General features: G+C 29.8%; 14 protein-coding genes, 1 tRNA gene and 1 pseudogene. 10 read left to right on the top strand and 6 right to left on the bottom strand.

The window, feature by feature from the left end; genetic code table 11:
- Positions 1–133 precede the first annotated feature (133 nt).
- Positions 134–221, bottom strand: a tRNA-Leu gene (locus KMP69_RS02350).
- Between the two features lie 146 nt (positions 222–367).
- Here KMP69_RS02350 and KMP69_RS02345 point away from each other — a divergent pair.
- The 9 genes from KMP69_RS02345 to KMP69_RS02305 all read left to right on the top strand — a co-directional run bounded on the left by KMP69_RS02345 (position 368) and on the right by KMP69_RS02305 (position 9514).
- A complete protein-coding gene (locus KMP69_RS02345) occupies positions 368–904 on the top strand; it encodes a DUF531 domain-containing protein (RefSeq protein ID WP_214400355.1) in 537 nt (178 codons plus the stop codon).
- 70 nt (positions 905–974) lie between these two features.
- Entirely contained in the window at positions 975–1289 is a 315-nt protein-coding gene (gene ahaH, locus KMP69_RS02340; RefSeq protein WP_214400354.1) for an ATP synthase archaeal subunit H, read from the top strand.
- Between the two features lie 34 nt (positions 1290–1323).
- Complete coding sequence (locus tag KMP69_RS02335; protein ID WP_250543637.1) at positions 1324–3345, top strand: V-type ATP synthase subunit I; 2022 nt, start codon at positions 1324–1326, stop codon at positions 3343–3345.
- Positions 3346–3401: 56 nt separating this feature from the next.
- Positions 3402–4058: a V-type ATP synthase subunit K gene (locus tag KMP69_RS02330; protein ID WP_214400352.1), complete on the top strand. Its 657-nt coding sequence runs from the start codon at positions 3402–3404 to the stop codon at positions 4056–4058.
- A gap of 80 nt (positions 4059–4138) precedes the next feature.
- Complete coding sequence (locus KMP69_RS02325) at positions 4139–4750, top strand: V-type proton ATPase subunit E (RefSeq protein WP_214400351.1); 612 nt, start codon at positions 4139–4141, stop codon at positions 4748–4750.
- 13 nt (positions 4751–4763) lie between these two features.
- A complete protein-coding gene (locus tag KMP69_RS02320; protein ID WP_214400350.1) occupies positions 4764–5966 on the top strand; it encodes a V-type ATP synthase subunit C in 1203 nt (400 codons plus the stop codon).
- Between the two features lie 9 nt (positions 5967–5975).
- On the top strand, positions 5976–6272 hold the full coding sequence (locus KMP69_RS02315) for a V-type ATP synthase subunit F (RefSeq protein ID WP_214400349.1): 297 nt from the start codon (positions 5976–5978) through the stop codon (positions 6270–6272).
- Between the two features lie 27 nt (positions 6273–6299).
- On the top strand, positions 6300–8063 hold the full coding sequence (locus KMP69_RS02310; RefSeq protein WP_214400348.1) for an ATP synthase subunit A: 1764 nt from the start codon (positions 6300–6302) through the stop codon (positions 8061–8063).
- 44 nt (positions 8064–8107) lie between these two features.
- A complete protein-coding gene (locus tag KMP69_RS02305; protein ID WP_214400726.1) occupies positions 8108–9514 on the top strand; it encodes an ATP synthase subunit B in 1407 nt (468 codons plus the stop codon).
- A gap of 659 nt (positions 9515–10173) precedes the next feature.
- On the opposite strand, the gene KMP69_RS02300 is transcribed toward KMP69_RS02305, so the two are convergent.
- Positions 10174–18099: a NosD domain-containing protein gene (locus KMP69_RS02300; RefSeq protein ID WP_214400347.1), complete on the bottom strand. Its 7926-nt coding sequence runs from the start codon at positions 18097–18099 to the stop codon at positions 10174–10176.
- Positions 18100–18332: 233 nt separating this feature from the next.
- Between KMP69_RS02300 and KMP69_RS02295 the strand changes: the two are divergent.
- Positions 18333–19417 (top strand): annotated as a pseudogene (locus KMP69_RS02295) (ATP-binding protein).
- On the opposite strand, the gene hypA reads toward KMP69_RS02295, so the two are convergent.
- The 4 genes from hypA to KMP69_RS02275 all read right to left on the bottom strand — a co-directional run bounded on the left by hypA (position 19414) and on the right by KMP69_RS02275 (position 21596).
- Positions 19414–19788 carry a hydrogenase maturation nickel metallochaperone HypA gene (gene hypA / locus KMP69_RS02290; RefSeq protein WP_214400346.1) on the bottom strand — a complete coding sequence of 125 codons (375 nt, stop codon included), beginning with the start codon at positions 19786–19788 and terminating at the stop codon, positions 19414–19416. The pseudogene KMP69_RS02295 and the gene hypA sit on opposite strands and share 4 nt — an antisense overlap.
- A gap of 16 nt (positions 19789–19804) precedes the next feature.
- Positions 19805–20257 carry an RNA-binding domain-containing protein gene (locus KMP69_RS02285; protein WP_214400345.1) on the bottom strand — a complete coding sequence of 151 codons (453 nt, stop codon included), beginning with the start codon at positions 20255–20257 and terminating at the stop codon, positions 19805–19807.
- A gap of 99 nt (positions 20258–20356) precedes the next feature.
- Entirely contained in the window at positions 20357–20623 is a 267-nt protein-coding gene (gene albA / locus KMP69_RS02280; protein WP_214400725.1) for a DNA-binding protein Alba, read from the bottom strand.
- A 52-nt stretch (positions 20624–20675) separates the two neighbouring features.
- The gene (locus KMP69_RS02275) at positions 20676–21596 is read right to left on the bottom strand and encodes an SDR family oxidoreductase (protein ID WP_214400344.1); all 921 of its coding nucleotides are present in this window, start codon (positions 21594–21596) and stop codon (positions 20676–20678) included.
- Between the last annotated feature and the right edge of the window lie 22 nt (positions 21597–21618).

Genomic DNA, 21618 nt, shown 5'->3' with positions numbered 1-21618 from the left:
TATCATCCTAAAGCATCGCTATGTCAAGAGAGCTAACCCACTGGGGGGATGTAAAAAAGTTAAGTATATAAAGTATAAATAATTTTAAATTAGTTAATTCAAATTGATTAATTTATTTTTCTAAAATAAAAAATGGTGCAGGGGAGGGGATTTGAACCCCCGAACCCCTACGGGACCGGATCTTAAGTCCGGCGCCTTTGGCCAGGCTTGGCGACCCCTGCACCTTAAGCGAATTATAGAATTGATGTTCTCATATATATACTTTTCGGTTTTTGGTAAAGATAAACATATATTAATGAGTTCCTTTATTTTGTAAAAAATATCTATATTATGGTTCAATAGTTTTCGTACAGTAATGAGGTAAAGTATGAAAAATTTAAAAAGGTTAACTATAATTTTATATAACTCTTATGACAAAACAAGATGGCACGAAGCTCATAAAAGATCTATTGCAAGGGCGGCACCAATATGCTATGCCTTTGATTGTAACTTGGCAATAATGGACTTTCCTTGCACCAAAGAGGATATATTAAATATAAAAACTACAATTGGAAATTCTGGAGAATACTTAGAAAAATTAATTGAGAAAAATAGATTTTTTATCGTTGATAAATTTCTTCCTCAGTTTGGAATTCCCATCGCTACAACATCTAAGCCTGATGATAATAAAGTAATATCTCCCTTAGAGACAGCATATTTATTAAAGAAGAAACCAGTTGGATTATATATAGGACTTGGAAGACATGGATTACCAAAGGATATTATGGAATCTTGTGTATATCACTTGGATATTACTGAAAAAAGAATATCTTTAGAAACTTGTACGGCAATTGGATGCATTCCAGCGGTGATATATACCCACACAAAGTATTTTAGTAAAGTAAAAAGTAATTGTAAAAGATAAAAATGAAAACAAAAAATTTTATATACTTAAACTATTTTTAAATTACTATTACCAACTATTAGGTGGAAGTATGAGTGTTAGCATTATGAATGCTATAAAGGAAGTAAAATTAGCTGAAGAAGAGGCTATTAATAAAATTGAAGAAGCAAAAAATAAAGCTGAACAAATAAAAAATGAAGCAATTGAAGAAGCAAAAAATCTTATTGCAAAAACTGAAGAAGAGGCTAAAAAAACTGTTGAAGAGATGATTAAAAAGGCTGAAGAGGAAGCTAAAAAAATAGCCCAAGAAATTTTAGAAAAAGCAGAAAAAGAAAGGAAAGAAATTATGTCTATTGCTAAGGTAAAAATATTATCTTTGAAGTTGTCTGAAATCCTTGAAATCTAAATTAAACAAGGTGATTTTAGTGAAACCCGTAAGAATGAAGAAATTAAAAGCGGTGATATTGGATGAAAAAGTCGATAATGTTGTAAGACAGTTGCATGAATCTGGGATAGTTGAACTTTGTGATCTATCTGAAAAATTAGAAGATGTTGAGTGGAAATCTTTATTATCACCATCATCCCATGCAGACTATGTTAGAAATGTTACTACACTGATGATAAAGGCTAGTAGAATATTAGATTTGTTTTCCAATGTTAATCCAAAAGAAGTTAGTGTAAAAGATATTCTAAATCCAAAACCAATTGAAAAAAAGAAAGTTCAATTTAATACTCATGAAGAAGTTATTGAATACTGTGAAAAAGTATTAAATGAAATTAGTAAAGAAGTAGATGAGCCTTCAGAAAAATTGAATGAATTAGAGAATAGAAAGTCAAGATTATTACAGATGAAAGATCAAATATCTTACTTAAAAGGTTTAGAATTTGATTTAAAAGATTTAGGACCTGGAGTTTATATTTATATTGGATGTGGAAGTGTTCCAAAAGAGAAAGTTAATGAATTAAAATCTGAATTAGATAAAGTTACTGAGGAGTATATTGAAGTATTCGCAGGAGAAGAATTTGAGAAAGACAATAAGATAAGGGTTCCAATAGTATTTGTTACATTAAAAGAAAAACTTGAAAGTGTATTATCCACATTAAGAAAGTTTGAGTTTGAGAGATACGACATAAGTGATGTTGAAGGTACTCCAAAAGAGGCATCACAGAAAATAGAAAATGAATTGAAGAATATAGAATCTAAAATAAAAAGTTTAATTGAAAAACTTAAATCTTTATCTAAGAAATGGGAAAATGAGTTATTGGTAGTTTATGAACTTCTATCAATAGAAAAAGAAAGAGGAGATGCCTATTCACAATTTGGTAAGACTAATAGAACTTACTACATAGAGGCATGGGTTCCAGCAAAAGATGCTGAAAAAGCTAAGAAAATAATAGAAAAATCTTCAGAAGGTTATGCATTTGTTGAAATTTCTGAACCAGATGAGCCTGAAGAGAAAATTCCTGTATTGTTAAATAATCCAAAACCAATTAAGCCATTTGAGATGCTTACAGAAATGTATGCTTTACCAAAATACAATGAAGTTGATCCTACATTATTAATAGTTCCTGGTTTCTTACTGTTCTATGGTATTATGCTTACTGATGCAGTTTATGGTTTATTATTAACAATAGTTGGATTATGGACGTGGAAAAAAATAGGTAAGGTTAGTGAAGGTGCTAAAAAACTTGGATATATATTAACATTGGCTGGAATCTCAACAATTATAATGGGAATTATAACAGGAGGTTACTTAGGAGATTTTATGTATGAATTTTTAAATATTGACATATACAAAATGGGATTGGCATTAGTCAATCCACTTGGAGCAAGCACTTTTATTAAAAATGGTCCAATAGCCATATTAGAATTCTCAATTGCTGTTGGTTTATTGCATTTATTAATTGGATTAATTGTAGGATTTAAAGAGAATATTAAAAAAGGTAATACTGGAGAAGCCATAATAAATCAAGGGATTTGGATTATATTAATTTTAGCAATAATATTAGGGGTAATTATCTATTTAGTAACATCAAATATGATGATAACTATTGGTATAATTGGAGTAGCCGCATTAATTGCAATAATTGTTTGTGCAATTAAAGGATTCAAAGAAAATGGAATCATGGGAGCACTATTGGGAGCTATGGATATTACTGGTTTCTTAGGAAATGTTCTATCTTATGCAAGATTGTTGGCTCTCTGTTTGGCTACTGGAGGTTTAGCAATGGCTGTAAATATTATGGCTAAGATTGTTGGTGGTTCAATACCAATAATAGGAATTATAATTGCCATTATAATACTAATAGGAGGTCATGCATTTAACTTCGTAATGAATGGTTTAGGAGCATTTATACACTCTCTAAGGTTGCACTATGTAGAGTTCTTTAGTCAGTTTTATGAAGGAGGAGGTAAAAAATTCAGTCCATTTAAGGCAAATAGAGAATATACTACAACATAAAATATAAAAACAAAAAATACAAATTACAAAATTTAATAAAGATGAGGTGATGTATTATGGTAGATGCTTTACTATTAGGAGCTATTGGTGCTGGTTTGGCAGTTGGACTTGCAGGATTAGGTTCAGGAATTGGTGCTGGAATTACTGGAGCAAGTGGTGCTGGTGTTGTCGCAGAAGATCCAAATAAGTTTGGTACTGCTATAGTTTTCCAAGCATTGCCACAAACTCAGGGTTTGTATGGATTCTTAGTAGCAATACTTATTCTGTTTGTTTTTAAAACAGCATCTCCTTGGGCAATGTTTGCAGCTGGATTAGCAACAGGTTTAGCTGGTTTATCAGCAATTGGTCAGGGTATTGCATCAGCGGCTGGTTTGGGAGCAGTTGCTGAGGACAACAGTATATTTGGTAAAGCTATGGTTTTCTCTGTCCTTCCAGAGACACAGGCAATTTATGGTTTATTAATCGCTATTCTATTGTTAGTTGGAGTATTTAAAGGATCTGGAGCTGTATCAGTTGCTGCCTTAGGTGCAGGGTTTGCAGTTGGGTTTGCAGGTCTCTCTGGTATTGGTCAGGGTATTACTGCTGCAGGGGCTATTGGAGCAACAGCAAGAGATCCAGATGCTATGGGTAAAGGGCTTGTTTTAGCGGTTATGCCAGAAACCTTCGCAATCTTTGGGTTGTTAATAGCAATCTTAATCATGCTAATGGTATAAACCTTTACCCTCTTTTAAACCTTTTTAAACAATTATAAAATTAACTTTACTTAAAAATTTGATTTTGGTAGGTGAAATTAATGGGAGTGGATAAGATAAAATCGAAGATATTAGAAGATGCAAAAGTCGAAGCTGAAAAAATCATTGCTCAGGCTGAAGAAGAAAAAAATAAAATTTTAGAAGAAGCTAAAAAAGAGGCTGAAAAAAGAAGAGTTGAAATATTAAAAAAAGGGGAGAAAGAGGCTGAAATGGTTAAAAACAGAATAATAGCAGAGGCTAAATTAGAGGCTAAGAAAAAGTTATTAGAGGCTAAAGAAGAGATCATTAATATGGCTATTAACAAATTAAAAGAAGAACTCCACAAATTACCAGAACAACCAGATTATAAAGATAAACTCATCAAATTAATAAAAGATGGGGCAATATCATTAGGTGGCGGAGAATTAATTGTAAGATTAAACAGAAGAGATATGGAACTTATTGACGATGCTACATTGTGGGACTTAGAAAAAGAAATTGAAAATGTAACGAAAAAAGTAACTGTACTAAAGAAAGGAAAGTCTGTAGATATTATAGGTGGATGCATAATAGAAACATCTGATGGATTAAAATCATTAGATAACAGTTTAGAGGCAATATTTGAAAGGAACTTAAATATAATTAGAGCGAAAGTTACAGAGAAGTTATTCTAAAAGGTGATGCCTAATGGCGTTTGATGATATTGGGATATTATTAAACTTAAAAACACTTTATTCAACTTTAATGACGTATTTTGATAATCCTTTAACTATACTTATTGTTATTGCAACTATAATTATTGTTGTTACTGTAATTGTTTGGATAGTAAAGATGGTTATTGATCTGGCTCCTTATGCCTATGTAAATGCGAGAATAAGAAGTAAAGAGGCAAAATTATTGGACAATACGAAATTAAATGAATTAATAGAGTCAGGAAGTTTAGAAGAAATGATCGGCATATTAGAAGATACTGACTATGGGCAATATATTAGTGAAGTTTTAAATGAGTTAAAGGATCCTATTGCAGTTGAAAAGGCTTTAGATATGTATTTGGCTGATTTATATAATTTAATATTCAATATCTCACCAGAAAGTGCTAAAAATATTTTAAAAGTATTTTCTAAAAAGTTTGACATTAAAAATATAAAAACATTAATTAGAGCCAAATATTATGGATTAAATGCTGAGGAAACTTACTCCTTATTAATTCCATTAGGAAATATTCCTATTGAAAAACTAAAAGAATTATCTGAGGCAAAAACAGTTGAAGAAGTTGTTAGAGGTTTAGATGGAACAGAGTATTTTAAAGTGTTGCAGGAAGAATTGTCAAACTATGAGCAAACTTCTAGTATAACAGGGCTTGAATTGGCATTAGATAGATACTACTTAAATGAATTAAGAAAAGTTATGATGATAGAAGGTAAGGAAGAAGATTTATTTAGAGAATTTATAGGAACCTTAATTGATGTTGAAAACTTAAAGGTTATATTAAAAGGAAAAGCAGATGGACTATCTGCAGATGAATTAAGTAAATATGTTTCTTTAAGCGGTTATGAACTTCCAGAATGGAAATTAAAAGACTTAATGAGTGCTGAAGGGATAGAAGGAATATTAAGTGGCTTAGAAGGAACAAGTTATGCAAATGTATTATCAGAGTATATGGAAGAATTTGAAAAGACGAAGTCAGTATTTACTTTTGAAAAGGCATTAGATAGATTCATATTAGAGAAAGGTAAAAAACTATCTGTGAGAAAACCATTTGGTGTAGGTCCAATTATTGGATTGATTGTTAGCAAAGAGCTCGAAGTTAAAAACCTTAAAGCAATAATTAAAGGTAAAATAGAAAACTTAAAACCTGATGAAATTAGACGTTTGCTCATATCCTTATAGGTGAGATAAATGAAAATAGGCGTTATTGGAGATAGAGAAACAGCCACTGGGTTTAGATTGGCTGGATTAACTGATGTTTATGAGGTTAAAGATAAGGAAGAGGCAATTAAAGCTCTCAAAGAGCTTGAAAATAATGATAATATTGCCTTCATTATTATAACAGAGAGAATCGCTGAAAATATAAAAGATGAAATAAAAAATATAAACAAGTATATTGTTGAAATTCCTGATAAATATGGAAAAATTGAGAGAGTTGATCCTATTAAAGAATTGATTAGAAAAGCTATTGGAGTTACTATAAAATAAAGTTATAACTGTAAAGAGGTTGATAATATGTCAGTTGTTGGGAAGATTATTAAAATCGCAGGACCTGTCGTAGTTGCAGAAGGAATGAAAGGAGCACAAATGTATGAAGTCGTTAAAGTAGGAGAGGAAAAATTAACTGGAGAAATTATTCAATTGCAAGATGATAAGGCAGTTATTCAGGTTTATGAAGAAACCACAGGAATTAAACCAGGAGAACCTGTTGTTGGTACTGGATCTCCTTTATCTGTTGAATTAGGGCCAGGAATGTTAAGAGCAATGTACGATGGTATTCAGAGACCATTAACAGCAATTGAAGAAAAAACTGGATCTATCTTTATTCCAAGAGGTGTTGATGTTCCAGCATTACCAAGAGACATAAAATGGGAATTTAAGCCAGTTGTAAATGAAGGAGATTATGTAGAAGAAGGAGATATTATTGGAACTGTTGATGAAACTCCATCAATAGTTCATAAAGTATTAGTACCTGTTGGAGTTAAAGGAAAAATAGTTGAAATAAAGGAAGGAAAATTTACTGTTGAGGAAACAGTTGCAGTAGTTGAATTAGAAAATGGAGAAAGGAAAGAATTAACTATGATGCAAAAGTGGCCTGTAAGAAAAGGGAGACCATATAAAGAAAAGTTACCTCCAAAAATCCCAATGATTACAGGGCAGAGAGTTGAAGATACATTCTTTACATTAGCAAAAGGAGGAACAGCAGCAATTCCTGGACCATTTGGTTCAGGAAAGACAGTTACTCAGCATCAGTTGGCTAAGTGGTCTGATGCTGATGTTGTCGTTTATATTGGATGTGGAGAAAGAGGAAACGAGATGACAGAGGTTATTGAAGAATTCCCACACTTAGAAGATATTAGAACTGGAAATAAGTTAATGGATAGAACTGTACTGATAGCAAACACTTCAAACATGCCTGTAGCAGCAAGAGAAGCATCAATTTATACAGGAGTTACAATTGCAGAGTACTTTAGAGATATGGGATATGGAGTTTTATTAACAGCAGATTCTACATCAAGATGGGCAGAGGCTATGAGGGAAATCTCTGGGAGATTAGAAGAGATGCCAGGGGAAGAAGGATATCCAGCATACTTAGCGTCAAGATTGGCACAGTTTTATGAAAGAGCAGGAAGCGTCGTATGTTTAGGACAAGATAATAGAAAAGGATTCGTTTCAATTGTTGGGGCTGTCTCACCACCAGGAGGAGATTTCTCAGAACCTGTTACATCAAACACTCTAAGAATTGTTAAGGTATTTTGGGCATTGGATGCTAACTTAGCAAGAAGAAGACACTTCCCAGCAATAAACTGGTTGCAGAGTTATTCATTATATATTGACGATGTTACAGATTGGTGGCATAAAAATACAGGACCAGATTGGAGACAGCTAAGAGATGAAGCTATGAGTTTATTACAGAAAGAGGCTGAACTTCAAGAGATCGTTCAGTTAGTTGGACCAGATGCATTGCCAGATAGAGAAAGGGTTATCTTAGAAGTAGCAAGAATGTTAAGAGAAGATTTCTTACAGCAAGATGCATTTGATGAAGTAGATACTTACTGTCCTCCAATGAAGCAATACTTAATGTTAAAGATAATTATGACATTCTATCATGAAGCATTAAAGGCTGTTGAAAGAGGAGTAGATCCATCTAAAATATTAAAAGTTTCAGTTAAACAAGATATTGCAAGAATGAAATATATTCCACACGAAGAATTTATAAATGTTAAATCAAAAGAAATCTTAGAGAAAATTAAAAATGAATTGGGATCCTTACAATAATTTAAACCTATTTAATCTTTTTATAAAAACTTTTTATTGAGGTGATGACTTTGGCAACATCTGCTATAGAGTATTCATCAGTTAAAAGTATTGCAGGACCTTTGTTAATTGTAGAGGGAGTAGAAGGAGCAGCATATGGGGAGATAGTTGAAGTTATATGTCCTGATGGAGAAAAGAGAATGGGACAAGTTTTAGAGGCAAGAGAAGGTTTAGCAGTAGTTCAGGTTTTTGAAGGAACTACTGGGTTGAGTACAAATCAAACAAAAGTAAGATTTACAGGAAAAACTGCTAAGATTGGAGTATCAATGGAAATGTTAGGAAGAATATTTAACGGAAGAGGAAAACCTATTGATGGAGGACCTGAAATAGTTCCAGAAAAAGAATTAGATATTAATGGGTATCCACTAAATCCAGTTTCAAGAAAAGTTCCAAGTGATTTCATCCAGACAGGAATTTCAACAATCGATGGAATGAACACTCTCGTTAGAGGGCAGAAATTACCGATATTCTCAGGTTCTGGATTACCACATAATCAGTTGGCAGCTCAGATTGCAAGACAGGCAAAGGTTAGAGGAGAAGGAGAAAAGTTCGCAGTTGTCTTTGCAGCTATGGGTATTACCTCAGAAGAGGCTAACTATTTCATGGAAGAATTTAGAAAAACTGGTGCATTAGAGAGGGCTGTAGTCTTTATAAACTTAGCTAACGACCCATCAATTGAAAGAATATTAACTCCAAGACTTGCTTTAACTGTCGCTGAATATTTAGCTTATGAAAAAGATATGCACGTTCTCGTTATCTTAACTGATATGACAAACTACTGTGAGGCTTTGAGAGAAATCTCCGCCGCAAGAAACGAGGTTCCAGGAAGAAGAGGATATCCAGGTTACATGTATACTGACTTAGCTACAATCTATGAAAGAGCAGGAAGAGTTAAAGGTAGAAATGGAACAATAACTCAAATTCCAATCTTAACAATGCCTCATGATGATATAACACACCCAATTCCTGACTTAACAGGATATATTACAGAGGGACAAATTGTATTGTCAAGAGAATTACATAGAAAAGGTATCTATCCGCCAGTAGATGTCCTTCCATCATTGTCAAGATTAGCTGGAAATGGACAAGGACCAGGTAAAACAAGAGAAGACCACAAAAAAGTAGTTAACCAAGCATATGCGGCATATGCAGAGGGTAGAAGTTTAAGAGACTTAGTTGCAGTTGTTGGGGAAGAGGCATTAACAGACAGAGATAGAGCATACTTAAAATTCGCTGACGAATTTGAAAAGAGATTTGTTAAACAGGGAATAGATGAAGATAGAAGTATTGAGGAAACTCTTGACTTATTGTGGGAGTTGTTAGCAATATTACCAGAAGAAGAGTTGAAGAGAGTAGATAGAGAATTAATTGAAAAATACCATCCAAAGTATAGAAAAAAACAAAATCAATAATTCTTAAATCTATTTAATTTTTTTATTGTTTTTTATTGGAGTTTTTAGAAAGTTATCTTAATATAGAGATAGATTATTTTTTACTATTTTTAAAATATTTGATAATTCCTCTTTAATAATGTCTATATATTCAAATTTTGTTTTTTATTATGTTTTAAATTAATTTGTTTTATTTGTAGGATTTCATCATCTATTTGGAATTCTTCTTCAATTTCTGAATCATATTTTGGATATAATAAAATATGGAGAATGTATTTTCTACAATAAAAACATCTAAATTTATAGCCAAAGATAGACCTTTGTTAACTATTAATAATTCACATCCTATAAAATTTGTGTAAATGCTTACTGTTTCTATGTAATAGATGAAAAGAACATTTAGGGCGTTAATAAATTTCCATTAGATTAAGTTTGTTGTATCGAACACTATGAATTTATAATGTATAATCAGCATCTACAAATAAGCATCAGACCTGTACAATTGAATTTTATACATAACGACATTTAACTAATCAAATTCTATCCAATAACTTATGCATTTTGACAATGAAGAATTTTAGAGAATATACTCTCTTTTTTATTTCGTATTTTAATCCAAAGTATTGCCTTTTTATGCTCTTAAAAATTTCATAAAAAATTAATTAAAAAAATGAGAATGATTAAGGTTTTTCAATTTTTATAGCTTTTCCGTTCATCCATTCTACAAATATTGGTTCATCTGGGATATCATCTAACTGCTTGAAGTATTCTACAGCGGCTTTAGTACCCCATCTATCTGAACCTGCTAATAATATTACTGTATGTCCATTTATTATTTGTTTCTCTATAACTCCTCTATGCTTACCTGGGTAGTCATTAGTTACTTTAACTGGGAATGCCCAGAGGTATTTTTTAACTAATGGGTTTGCTACAGGTCCGCCTACTAAGATACAGTCTTCTTTTATCTCTAATGGTTGTTTTATTAGTTCAATTTCATTTACATCTTTGAGATCTTTTGCTGATAATTCTTCGTCTATTTTCGAACCAACTATTAATTTCGCCTTATGTACTATTTCTTTTATTTTCTCTGACTTTATATCTTCTGCAACATCTGAATATAGTGCCTTATGATATCCTCCTCCCGTTATATAGCTTCCTCCACCACCTCCACCGTGATATGCTGATGTAGTTCTTGAAGGTCTAACTACGATTTTTATTGATGTTGAGTTAGTAAAGCCATCGTTATCTGTAACTGTTAATGTTACTGTGTATGTTCCTGCTTTAGTGTATCTGTGTGTTGGGTTTTGCTCATTTGAAGTTGTGTTGTCTCCAAAGTCCCAGAGCCATGAGGTTATATTTCCATCTGGATCATAAGATAGATCTATGAATTGGATTGTATCTGATGTCGTTGGATTTCTTGGAGTGTAGTTGAACGATGCTATTGGTTTAGCCATTACTTCTACTGTAGCTGTAATATAATTGTTGGATCTATTTACTTCTTCAGAGAACGCTTGGACAGCAACAGTAATGTTGTGTTCGCTTGCATGAGTAGGCGTTAATAAGAAATAGACAGTTTTTTCTTCACCAGATTTAAGTTTGTCTATTACAACTTCATCAACTTTTTGTAGGTCAAAGAATAATCTTATAGGGACATTTACCATATCATACTTACCATTATTTTTGATTTTTGCTGAAATTAGATATGGTTCTCCAACAACCAATTTATCTGGGACACTTATATTTTCAATAGATAAATCAATAATATTTGGTGGTATAAGTTTTACAGGAATAGTGTAATTCAATGTTTTTTTAGTATTTTCAACCTTATATTTAATGGTAAGATTAATAGATGTTAATTTCTCTTCAGATATTGGATTTTTCGGTGAAATAGTTAAAGTAGTATAATATGTGTTATTTGGATATTCTTCTCCAAGTTTATTGATACTAATGTTGTGTATATTACAGATTATATCATCACTTGTGTGTATAGATACTGTTATATTTGTTATATTACCATGTGTGAATCTAACATCGTTGAAGAACTTTAATGTTATGTTTGCTGGGTAGTTACTTAGCCCAACGAAGTTAGGATATGAGATAACATGAAGTTTATGAGGCTTGTAACTTCCTGTTTTTAATGATAATTTAATATTCTTAAGGAATATTATATCTTTTGAAGTGGTGTTATATATTGCTGGTGTTATATAAATTTCAATTATACTGTAGTTTTCTAAGGTTGGGAATTGTCTTACTTGTATAGGAGCTACAGGATATAGATTAGAGTTAAGGACTGTATATCCTCCAACAATTGGTAATGTTATGTTTTTTATTGTTTCATTGTTTGAGATGTTTATGGTGAGATATGTCAATGACTGATTCACTGGAGCATAGATCTTAAAGTATATCTGTGGCAATGCATAAGGTGATGAATAGACATCTATATAGGAAGCATTTTCATAGGAAATATTTGGAGTAACATTTATTTTAAGGTCTTTTATGAATAGTATTATGTAGTTGTCTATTTTTGTTACATTAGGTTCAAGGGATATAGTAATATTCACTTGTTTTGGTAATGGTGTAACATTTATAGGCGTTATATTAACTGGATCATCATAATTTGAATCTGGATACCCAAAGTAGGTTAATTGAGCTCTGTTAAAATCACTTACTTCTACAGTATTGATGTATGTTTCATAGATTGAATAAATGTTTAATACTACCTCAATGGGTTTAAGATGTCCAAGATACTTATGGGCTGACATTAAACGACTTCTTATAATTTTAGATTTAAATGGTGTATTATGGGTAATCCAATAAAATGGTTGGTGTCTCATATCTTGCCATATAATACATGCCATGCCAAGCTCTGCAATATCTTTTGGTTTACCCGTATATCTCTCAACTTCACTACCTAACTCTAAATATGATATTAATGGATTATTTTCATTGTTCTCTTTAATTTCGTTTGTGATATATTTTTGATGTTCAAGTTCCTGCAGGTCGCTCATAATCATGAGTTGATTAATATCACCTACCCATTCTGATGATGTGTAATATGCTTCATGTTCGAAATCAATATCTGGCAAAGCTATAACTACGGCAGTTAATAATAATGATGTACCTCCTGATTCAAATGCACCTTCAAGTGTTAGGTCTAATGCTGCTGATTTTAAGAGATTGTAGGTAGATGCCAAAAAAGTAGTAGTATATGCACCTCCATCATTTTCCATTTTTTCGTAATATATTGCATTTACGACATTATCCTGTTCTGTAACATCCTTTGTAACTGAACAAAGTATATTTATTGCATCACCAGGTGATTTTTTGATATCACGAGAGGAAATCCACCAACTTGCCTTCATTTTTGAACCCATAGGTACAAGGAAAAATATAGCATTTGAATTGTTGAACACTAAATGTTTACCCTCATATTTACTTACTAAGTAACATTTACCATTATTCCATGATGTATAATAATGCACATCATCTATTTCAAACGCAGTTGGTGATATTTTTAGTATAGGCTCTCCTGGTTTATAGATCCTAACTTGTAAAGTGTATAAATTTTGGGGATCGTAATATAGATTATACTTTGTTTTACCATAAAGATTATTTATCATATAATTTTTTGATGAGTTTATAATTTTATACATAGTTATGTTCTTTTCTATACTATCCTTAGATGTTGAACCTAAATAATTATTCTGTAACCTCTTTATAGTATTAAGTCTATTGAGTTTTGATTGTATATAACTATCATCTGGTGTTATGGTCATATATTTATTAGATCCATGATAAACATCTAAACCATTCGCTGCCATTGAATAAGACATATATGCAACGGGATATGTTTTAGTTGTTATGACTTCTTTATTAAATCCACATTCCGGATGTGGTACTGCCCCAACAATTATTCCATCAGCTTTAATAAAATTATTAACTAAATATTGTATGTAATCTCTCCAAAAGAGGTAATAACCTTCATAATTATTTATAAAGTGTAAATAAGTGTTTCTGTGGCGATATTCATTTTCAACTATCTTTATTTTTGCATTAGGATATTTCTTGCTAAGTTCAGTTAACCCATGTAGTTCCAATATTGCTAATCTCCATGTTATTTCTTTAGCAAGCATAGGATCATTTTTGTCAGACTTGATAGAATATGTATAAACAAGGTATTGCTCATAGAGAGGCATGGCTATTATTGTAGGATTTCCCTTCTTAGAACCAAGATATTTTATTCTTAAAAATAAAGGTTCTGAATTATTAAGATATTTACTTGTTTCATTTACATAATTTCCATTTTTATCAATAGGAATTAACTCAAATGGAGTGATATAAACTGGTGCTACTACTTTTAATCCAAGATCAGGAATTGATAAATTAATTACTCCTAATCCATATAAATTCGGATTTTCGGGGATTTTAATACTATCAAGTGCATAAATTGTTATATCATACATGCCAATTGAACCATCATATACTGACGAAACTTCTGCGGAATACTTAAAGTCGTATTTACCTTCTGTGTTTAAGATTGACCCATAAACAGTTACAGTTCTTTGCTTATAAGGTTTAGGAAGCATGAAACAAATATTTAATTTAGAATTTCCAATAGGTATTATACCCATTTCAGTATTATTAAAGAAAGCAGTTCTCCTCCATCCAGATGGTACATCTCCTTCAAAATCTTCATCTTCATGTAATGCTTCAATATCTACTTCATGTGGAAGTAGTTTATAGTCTTCATACGGTTTTATTAATGGATAATTATCTATTCTATACGATATATCTCCAATACCATCTCCATTATTATCAGTTCCTTTATAATTGGAATAATAGTTTCCTAAGTAGTTGGCATATAATTTCCCGTTAAAAATATAATCCACTTTTATTGGTGAGTGGAATATATTGTCGTAGCATATATCTATCAGGTTGATATTATTTGTATTATTTATGAAATTGTTTAAATATATAATATTGTTGGATGAAAAATCAAGGAGGATTCCTTCCTTATTATTAGAAATAGTTACATTGGTTATTTTGCTATTAGATACTCTATAGAATTCAATTCCAACAGAGGTATGGGTTATTTTAACATCTTTTACAGTTATATTTTCACAATTTACTGCAATAATTTGTCCTGGATTATATGAGCTGTCAATTATTTTATTCTTTTCATTTTCTAAATAAACTAATGGTTTCCCATAAACCATGTTGTTTTCTACTTTATTATTGAATGAATCAAAATCTATATACAATCCACAATTTTTAAATTTATTATTTGTTAATGTGTTATTACATGACATATCAAGAGTTATTCCATTGTTATAGCAAGTTATATTAGTTAGTGTATTGTTAAACGAATCCCAAAGGTAAATTCCATCATAAGCATTTATACACATTATTTTATTATTTGATGATGAACCAATCCAAAAGCCATCATTACTATTATTATAAGTACTTACATTGTATATTACACAATGAGACGAGGATTTAAGATAAACACCTATATAAAATTCTTTAACTGTTAAATTTTTTATTAAGATATTTTTATGCCTATTTACATAAATTCCATGAGATCCCCAACTTATTTTGTCTCCATCTAAAACATTTCCATTTCCATCTAATACCACATTATCTGCATCTATGGTTATTGCATTTGTCCATAAATCTGTGCAAGAAGTATTCAATATATAATAACCACTTTCATTTATTGTGTATGGCAATTTGTTAATATAATGTATTTTATTTTCTGTTTCATTACCTGCTGTTCCATTGCTTATTATTTTATAGTTTTCATAAGGTGCTATTAATGGATAGTCATCTATATTTTTATAAGGATTATCCCCAATTCCATCTTCGTTAATATCAGTACCTGTGTAATCTGAATAGAAGTTTCCTAAGTAGTTGGTGTGGATTTGCCCATTATATTCGTAAGTTATTGGTGTTGGCGAGTGGAGGATGTTATTTTTTGAATCCTTTGTAATGTAAATATCTCTATAAGAGTTATTTATAAGGTTGTTTAGGAATATTGTATTGTTGGATGAATCAAGATAGATTCCAGACCAATTATTATTGGAAGAATATACATTAGTTATTGTATTGTTAAATGATGTAACAAGGTAGATCCCATTTAAAGAGTTGCCAGAAGTATTTACATTAGTTATAGTGTTGTTAGATGAAGAAAGAACAAAAATGCCATCCCCTGTGTTATTATAGGCATTTACATTACTTAATATATTGTTAGATGAAGCAATAAGCTGTAGTCCATCTCCCGTATTGTTATAAACATTTACATTAGTTATTATATTGTTGGATGAAGCAAGGTAAATTCCATCTTTATTATTAAAAGCATTTATATTTGTTATTGTGATGTTAGATGAAATAGCAAGGCAGATGCCCACATAAAATTCTTTTACAATAAAATTCTTTATGGTAATGTTGTTATGTGATTTATAATCTCCACCCACATAAATTCCATAAGTATTATTGCTTTTATCTCCATCCAAAATCTTTCCATTTCCATCTAATACTACATTATCCGCCTGTATAGTTATTGCTGTTTCGTTTAAATCTGTGCAAGAAGTATTCAATATGTAATATCCACTTTCATTTATTGTGTATGGCAAAGAGTTAATATAGTATATTTTATTTTCTGTTTCATTATCTACTATTCCGTTATTTTCTATTTTATAGTTTTCATAAGGAGCTATTAATGGATAGTTATCTATATTATTGTAAATACTGTCTCCAATTCCATCTCCATTATTGTCAGTTCCTGTGTAATCTGAGTAATAGTTTCCTAAGTAGTTAGTGTATGTTTGTCCATTATATTCATAAATTATTGGTGTCGGTGAATGGAATGAGTTGTCCTGTGAGTTGTCATCAATGTAAATGTTATTATTCGTGTTGTTTATTATGTTGTTGAGGTATATTATGTTGTTGTTGGATGAATTATCAAGGTAAATTCCATATTTATTATTATGAGTATTTATATTAGTTATTGTGTTATTGGATGAATAATAAAGGTCGATTCCACAATCATTATTAGAAACATTTACATTAGTTATTATGTTATTAGATGAAGAATCAAGGAGGATTCCACTATCCTTATTGCCATAAGCATTTACATCAGTTATTATGTTGTTGTTGGATAAATTCCAAAGGAGGATTCCATACATATTATTATTATAAGCAGTTACATTGGTTATTGTGTTGTTAGATGAATAACCAAAGAAGATTCCACACCAAAACTCTTTAACAATTAAATTCTTTATTGTAATATTCTTATGCCCATATACATAAATTCCCTCATAATAATTCCCAACACCATCTAAAACCATTCCATTTCCATCTAATACTACATTATCAGCATCTATAGTTATTGCTCTTTTGTTTAAATTTGTGCAATTGGTATTTAATATGTAATATCCACTTTCTTTTATTGTGTATGGCAATTTGTTAATATAATGTATTTTATTTTCTGTTTCATTACTAATGGTTCCATTAGCTATGCTTATTATTTTATAGCTCTCATAGGGTGCTATTAGAGGGTATGAATCATTTATTTTTAGTGTCATCATATTTGTAATATTAATTATATACAGCTCATCTCCAATTCCATCTCCATTAGCATCAGTTCCATTGTAATCTGAATAGTAGTTTCCTAAGTAGTTTGTGTAATTATGTCCGTTGTATATGTAAGTTATTGGTGTCGGTGAATATAATCTATGCCAGTTGTTATACATATCAAGACTTTTTTTATTATTTATGAAGTTGTTTAGATAAATAATACATCCTTTTCCACCGAGTAATAAACCACTTTCATTATTATTTGCGAAATAACAATTTACTATAGTAGTATTATCTCCAGTCCATGATTCAATACCATTGTGTGAATTGTTGGCAAATATACTATTTTTAATAATGTTGTCGTGGTCATCATCATCTGCCATTCTTAATCCATGGAAGTTATTTACTGAAGTGATATTATCCAATATTGAATAACTCACTGCATAAAGTTCTATACCGCTACCATCTTTACAGATTACATTCTTTATAGTGCAGTTTGTAATATTTGCAAATATAATCTGTGAAGGTATTTCTTTACCTCTTAAATCAATAACTGCGTTCTTTTTATTTGCAATGTAATATATTGGTCTATTTCCTGAACCTGTATTGTTTTCAATAACTATTGTTGCGTAATTATTGTTATTTTCAAGGAGAATATCTCTCCAATAATTGCTTAATTTGTTATTTGTTATCGTGATGTTAGATGAATTAGTAAGGTAAATCCCTACTCCAAACTCTTTAACCATTAGATTCTTTATTGTAATATTCTTATGTCTCTTTACATAAATTCCATAAGTATCCTCAACTTTGTCTCCGTCTAAAACCATTCCATTTCCATCCAATACTACATTACTTGCATTTATAGTTATTGCTGTTTCGTTTAAATCTGTGCAAGAAGTATTTAATATATAATATCCTGGCGTGGTTATTGTATATGGCAATTTGTTAATATAATATACATTTTCACCCCATACACTTCCAGCACATAGCAAAGTTAATATAAATAGAAGTAAATACTTTACTTTTGTCAATTTATCACCATTACTTTATAATTTTAAACTATTTTAATGCATCATATAAAATGTTATATATTTAAAAATAATTTCATATATATATCTTACTATTTAATACAAATCAAAAAGCATATAAATGACTTGCAATTTTTACTTTACAAATATAAACTTTCAATCCTAATTTTACTGTTAAAACATTTTAAAGAATTTTATTAATATAATTTTATCCATTTAAAAATTTGGTGAAACTAATGAAATTCTTCAACAGAGAAAAGGAAATAAAAGAAATTCTAAGCATTTTAGAGGATGAACCAAACAACATTTACTTTATCTTTGGCCCTATAAATAGTGGAAAAACAGCATTGATGAAGTATATAATAGAAAATAAAATTGATAAAAATAAAAATATTACATACATTAACCTTAGAGAGCATTTTATATCAAAGTATGAAGATTTCGAAGCGAAGCTTCGAGCAACGAAAACTGAAAGTTTTCGTCTAATTGTTGAGATTTTATTTGAAGAACACAGTGACGATAAAGAATCCCTAATAACAAATCTAATAAAAGATATTTCATTAATCTCTAGCATCCCAATACCAAAGAATATATTAGATGAATTATTAAACAAAAAAAGGAGCAAAAATGTCTTTAAATATATATATTGAATGTTTTTGAAAACCTCTATAGAAATGGAAAATTGCCAATATTAATTATTGACGAATTACAAAAAATTGGTGATATGGAAATTAATGGCTTTCTTATTTATGAGTTGTTTAATTTTTTCATAGATTTGACAAAAGAAAAGCATTTGTGTCATGTTTTTTGTTTAAGTTCAGACAGTTTATTCATTGAGAAGGTTTATGATGAAGCAATGCTTAGAGATAGGGTAGATTACATTCTAGTCGATGACTTTGATAAAGAAAATGCTTTGAAATTTATAAATTTCTATGCAAAAGAAAAAAATATCGAACTTAAAGAAGAAAAAGAACTAATTTATTCCCATGTCGGTGGAAAACTAATTTTAATTATAAAGGTTATAAACAAAATGAAAGTAAAAGATCTCAATAATATCTTAGATGAGTTGTTAAAAATTGAAATTTCAAAATTAGAAAACCTTTTGGAAGATATTAAAGAAAGAAATTATAATGTTAATTACGAAGAGGTTATTACATCATTAAGATTATTTAAAAACACTTATTCTATTCCAAAAAGCAATATAAAAAAAGATGTTAAAACTTTGCTAATAAAAAAGAATTATTTATTCTTAAATCCAATAACTAATGAAATAAAACCTCAAAGTTTTTTAATTTGGAATGCAATAAAAAGAATTCTTTAATCTTCAAACTCTACTGTTACATTTTTTATGTTAAACTCTTTACCTCCAGATAGTTTTAATCTCATACTGTTACACTTTGGGCAGTATATTTCAAATTCATCTACTATTTTTACATCCCCTTCATAACCACAATCTAAGCATTTACATTTTGGTTTTATAAATTCAACATTAATTTTAGCCCCTTTACAGACAGTTCCCTCTGCAATAACATCAAAAGCAAATTTTAACTGTTCAACATTTATAAAAGTTAATTCTCCTATTTCTAAGTTTATTTCACTAACTTTTTTTATCTTTCTACCTTTTTCTTCTTCTTTTTTTATACTATTTAAAATAGCATCAAGCATTGCCGTAGCATAAGACAATTCGTGCATATTTATCCCAATTTTTTTATTCGATTGAAAGATATTCTTTAATAATTTCTTTAACTTTTTCTTCTTTATTTTTTGGAGAAAATATTTTGAAGTTAAAAACTACCCTAATGACATCATCACCGTCCATAACTTTACATTTTCCTAAATAAGCCTTTTGCTTATCAAATCTAACATAAAATTTGTTATCCTCTATTCTAAGGTGTAAATCTTTTTTTAATTTATTTATATTTCTTTCATCTGATTTTATTAAATCTATAATATGATTAAATATTTTTTTTGCCTCTTTTCCTTCTACACTTACATTTATAATTTTTATTGGATTTCTAAAGTAACCTTCTGTCTCAACAACTTCCAAGTTTATTTTTTCCTCATCAACATCCTCTGGAATAAAAAATTCTATAGCCTCTAAAACTTTATCTTCATCTTCAGTAGCATGAACTATAGCACTAATTTTTATAGAATTAAGCATATATTAACACCCATAACAGTTGTTTTAAAGATTAAAAATACAAAGAATAAAAACTTTAAAAAAATAAAAGTTTAAAAATAAAAAATAAAAATTATTTGGTTATGGTTTTGCTAAAACAATCTCTATTGTTGAAACATTAACCTCCCTACCGTCTGGATTTTTTACCTTGTCAGTTCCTATTTCTATTTTTTTAATTTTAATGTCTTTAATAAATCTGTTTCTTATCATCTCTGCAACATCTACTGCCTTATTAATTGCCTTTCCTCTCGCCTTTATTACTACTTCGTCATTATTTGTCAATTGTGTTAAAACTGCTAAAACATAGTTCATCACTGGCTTCTTCCCTATTAATACTACATTGTCCATACTCTCAACCTTTTGTATGTTTTTATTATTAGGCATAGAGATAAATAAACAATTACCTATTTATATTTTTTTTATCTTTCATCCAGTTAATTACTCTTTTTATTCCCTCTCTTAAATCAGTTTCTGACGTCCAACCTAATGATTTAGCTTTTTCTATATTTAAGTAAATTCTATAAATTTCTCCCTCTCTTGGTTTGTCATAAATTGGATTTCCTTTAAAACCTATTTCATTTTTTATAATATTATAAAGTTCATTTATAGAAGTTTCTTTACCTGTTCCTATATTAACTATCTCATTTTTCCAGTTAAATGCTATTAAGTTGGCTTTAACGACATCTTTGACATATACAAAATCTCTTGTTTGATTCCCATCTCCAAAAATAATAGGACTTTGATTCTTTAACATTCTATCTATAAAGATACTAATAACTCCCGCCTCTCCTCTTGGGTCTTGCCTTTCCCCATAAACATTCGAATATCTTAAAATACAATATTCCAATCCATACAATCTATTATATAATTTTATATACTCTTCTCCACAGTATTTACTTAAACCATAAGGAGATAATGGATTTATTGGATGAGTTTCATCTACTGGGAGATATTTTGGTTCTCCATATATACCTACAGAAGAAGCATATATTATTTTATTAATGTCATATTTTCTCATAAACTCTAATAAATTTAATGTTCCTAAAATATTAATATCTGCATCATATATTGGATTTTCTATAGATGTTCTTACATTTATTTGAGCTGATTGATGAATGACTAATTCTAAATCTTTAAAATTGATTTTTTCATCTAAATCTTTATTTCTTATATCTGCATCAACAAACTCTGCCTTAGGATTTATATTATCTTTATTTCCAGTAGTTAAATTATCTAAAATTATAACATCATAGTTTTTTTTAATAAGTTCATCCACTATATGACTACCAATAAAACCTGCCCCACCTGTAACTAATATCATCATCTCCACCAAAAAATTAATT

This window comes from Methanocaldococcus lauensis (assembly GCF_902827225.1).
In the GTDB taxonomy this organism is placed as follows: Archaea; AGJL01; Methanococci; order Methanococcales; family Methanocaldococcaceae; genus Methanocaldococcus; species Methanocaldococcus lauensis.
This window is presented reverse-complemented; position numbering and strand designations above follow the sequence as displayed.

What these genes read in the sequence shown, in the direction of transcription:
- KMP69_RS02345 (WP_214400355.1), top strand. Translation starts at nt 368, where the DNA reads ATGAAAAATTTAAAAAGGTTAACTATAATTTTATATAACTCTTATGAC.
- KMP69_RS02320 (WP_214400350.1), top strand. Translation starts at nt 4,764, where the DNA reads ATGGCGTTTGATGATATTGGGATATTATTAAACTTAAAAACACTTTAT.
- KMP69_RS02330 (WP_214400352.1), top strand. Translation starts at nt 3,402, where the DNA reads ATGGTAGATGCTTTACTATTAGGAGCTATTGGTGCTGGTTTGGCAGTT.
- KMP69_RS02325 (WP_214400351.1), top strand. Translation starts at nt 4,139, where the DNA reads ATGGGAGTGGATAAGATAAAATCGAAGATATTAGAAGATGCAAAAGTC.
- KMP69_RS02305 (WP_214400726.1), top strand. Translation starts at nt 8,108, where the DNA reads ATGACTTTGGCAACATCTGCTATAGAGTATTCATCAGTTAAAAGTATT.
- KMP69_RS02275 (WP_214400344.1), bottom strand. Translation starts at nt 21,596, where the DNA reads ATGATATTAGTTACAGGTGGGGCAGGTTTTATTGGTAGTCATATAGTG.
- albA (WP_214400725.1), bottom strand. Translation starts at nt 20,623, where the DNA reads ATGGACAATGTAGTATTAATAGGGAAGAAGCCAGTGATGAACTATGTT.
- hypA (WP_214400346.1), bottom strand. Translation starts at nt 19,788, where the DNA reads ATGCACGAATTGTCTTATGCTACGGCAATGCTTGATGCTATTTTAAAT.
- KMP69_RS02285 (WP_214400345.1), bottom strand. Translation starts at nt 20,257, where the DNA reads ATGCTTAATTCTATAAAAATTAGTGCTATAGTTCATGCTACTGAAGAT.
- KMP69_RS02310 (WP_214400348.1), top strand. Translation starts at nt 6,300, where the DNA reads ATGTCAGTTGTTGGGAAGATTATTAAAATCGCAGGACCTGTCGTAGTT.
- KMP69_RS02315 (WP_214400349.1), top strand. Translation starts at nt 5,976, where the DNA reads ATGAAAATAGGCGTTATTGGAGATAGAGAAACAGCCACTGGGTTTAGA.
- ahaH (WP_214400354.1), top strand. Translation starts at nt 975, where the DNA reads ATGAGTGTTAGCATTATGAATGCTATAAAGGAAGTAAAATTAGCTGAA.
- KMP69_RS02335 (WP_250543637.1), top strand. Translation starts at nt 1,324, where the DNA reads ATGAAGAAATTAAAAGCGGTGATATTGGATGAAAAAGTCGATAATGTT.